The sequence below is a fragment of the Fructilactobacillus florum 8D genome (assembly GCF_000512295.1).
GTDB lineage: Bacteria > Bacillota > Bacilli > Lactobacillales > Lactobacillaceae > Fructilactobacillus > Fructilactobacillus florum.
The window spans coordinates 1-624 of the sequence record NZ_ALXG01000031.1; the positions used below are offsets into that span (position 1 = coordinate 1).

The following is a 624-nucleotide window of genomic DNA, read 5'->3' on the forward strand; positions in this document are numbered from 1 at the left end:
AGCTGGTTGCGGAGCTGCAGCAGGAGCGGGCTTAGCTGGTTGGGCCGGTTGGGCTGGAGCAGCTGGCTGTGGTGCAGCGGCTTGCGTTTGTGGCTGTTGTGGAGCAACTGGTTGGGCTGCTGGTTGTGGAGCAGCCTGAGGCTGCTGTTGTGGCTGGGCTGGCGTTGCGGCTTGTGCCGTTGCCGAAGCTGCTGGAGCTACCTGCACGTTACCATCGTCACCAAAGACAAAGGTTTCGCCAGCATAAATTTTGTTAATGTCTTGAATGTGGTTTGCTTGTTGTAAGTCATTCACTGAAACATTGTAAGTCTGAGCTAATTGTGACAATGTATCGCCAGCTTTAACTGTAATCTTGGTCGAAGCGTCGGCACTTTGCGAACCGGCAAACAAGACTCCGGCAGAAACGGCGGCAACAGCAGCGATTGATTTTAGACTTTTATAATTCATATAGTAATAATCTCCTTTTTTGTGAAAGACTGATTTTTGCGTTTGAATTCTTTCGGAAAACGATTGCTTCCTTCGCAATCAATATCCATATACTAAGCGCTGCATATTACAGACTGATTACAGCCAGATTAAGAAATTACCCGCTCATTGTAATTTTGCAATCGAACCGACATATTT

At 47.3% G+C, this 624-nt stretch carries 1 protein-coding gene; it reads right to left on the reverse strand.

Translation table 11 applies throughout. From position 1 onward, the window contains the following. Positions 1 to 447 (reverse strand): LysM peptidoglycan-binding domain-containing protein (locus B808_RS03655; protein WP_155830455.1); only part of this gene is annotated, 447 nt, incomplete at its 3' end. Positions 448 to 624 lie beyond the last annotated feature (177 nt).